At 43.9% G+C, this 1,578-nt stretch carries 2 protein-coding genes; both read right to left on the reverse strand.

Annotated elements, in window-relative coordinates:
- Positions 1–16 precede the first annotated feature (16 nt).
- A complete protein-coding gene (locus tag AC1DVK_RS26835; RefSeq protein WP_477627820.1) occupies positions 17–1,195 on the reverse strand; it encodes an NAD(P)/FAD-dependent oxidoreductase in 1,179 nt (392 codons plus the stop codon).
- A 39-nt stretch (positions 1,196–1,234) separates the two neighbouring features.
- Positions 1,235–1,578 (reverse strand): helical membrane plugin domain-containing protein (locus tag AC1DVK_RS26840; RefSeq protein WP_477627821.1); only part of this gene is annotated, 344 nt, incomplete at its 5' end.

Genomic DNA, 1,578 nt, shown 5'->3' on the forward strand with positions numbered 1-1,578 from the left:
AAATTAATAAGCGAGGCTAAGCGAGGCTGAATAGGGCTTTGATGTGTGATAGATAGCGAATATTACTTGCTTCTTTCATCAATGTAGCCGGCAGACCTTTAAGGGAAGTGTTATTGGCCCCAACGGTTGCCACTGCATCTTTACGGCCAAGGCTCGCAAGTGTACCTGAGTTTACAGGTGAAAATTCTTCAAGTTTCTTGCCTTCAAAGGCTGCATATAGGTTGTAWCCAACAAGCTCACCCATTTGCCAAGCATTTTGTGCAGTAGGAGCGTATGGACGGCCGCCTTCTGGAGGGAAAGCAACGGCACTGTCTCCGACAACGAATACGTCATTATGGGATTTGGATTGCAAATACTCATTAACGGTTGCTTTGCCGCGATCCACTTCAAGACCTGATTCGCCTACGATAGGAAGTGCTGCGACTCCGCCTGTCCAAACAAGCGTATTGGCTTCGATCGTTTGTCCATCTTTCAATTCGATTTGATTTCCTTTAACACCCGTTACAGGCAGACCTGTCAAGAATTCAACGCCGCGTGCTTCCAAGCTGGACATGGCACGTTCAATTAAGTGGTCAGGCAGGACAGGAAGGATTTTTGGACCAGCTTCCACAAGCTTGATTTTCAAGTCCTTGAAATCCACTCCGAACTTTTTGGCGATTTTAGGGAAATGATCCACGATTTCACCGATTAACTCGACGCCAGTCAATCCGCCGCCGCCGATTACGATTGTAGCGTCCGCTTCGTTATTCGTTTGTGCATATTCACGGATGCGATCTTCGATATGTTTGTAAATTTTGTTAGCATCATTTACGGATTTCAAGACCATGCTGTTTTCCTCAAGTCCCGGGATGCCGAAGAATCCTGTTTGGCTTCCCAAAGCAACAACTAGGGCATCRTAAGATAAAGTGGAACCATTCGCAAGTTTCACTTCTTTTTTATCGACTGAGAAAGACTCCACTTTTGAAATGGTAAGGTCGATATCTTTTCCTTTGAAAAGTTTTTCCAAAGGAATCGAAACGGCTTGTTCAGAAATGGATCCGCCTGCAAGACGGTGCAATTCGGTGATGATTTGGTGCGTTGGAAATTGATTCACCACTGTAACCTGCACTTCATCCTTATTGTAATATTCACGTACGGATAAGGCTGATAGTAATCCTGCRTAACCCGCACCTAAGATGACGATTTGTTTTGACATAGTTAATCCCCCGTCCTTACTGATTGAAAGTTTATCAAATTATTTTTGGTTTTTGCGTTCTGAAGAGACTTCAAGAAAAGCTTGGGCAAAACGGAAAAGCTTTTGTGCTTGCGGGTCTTTCATCATTCTTAACAGTCCAAAAAGACCGATCACATCATTATTCGCTTCTGCACGATCCTTAGCTTCGATGGCGTTAGCTGCAAGACCTTTCACTGAGCCCACTACAGGTGTAGCGATCTCCGAAATGGCGCTGACCGTATCATTTTTCAAAACATCATCAGTCGCAACAGATTGAGCGAAATCATAAGACTTTGTTAAAATATTCACTAATTCAGTCAGTTTTGGTAACTGCTCAACTAAAGTGTTCAAGGATTCCTGAACCT

The organism is Peribacillus sp. P4_B1 (assembly GCF_056402395.1).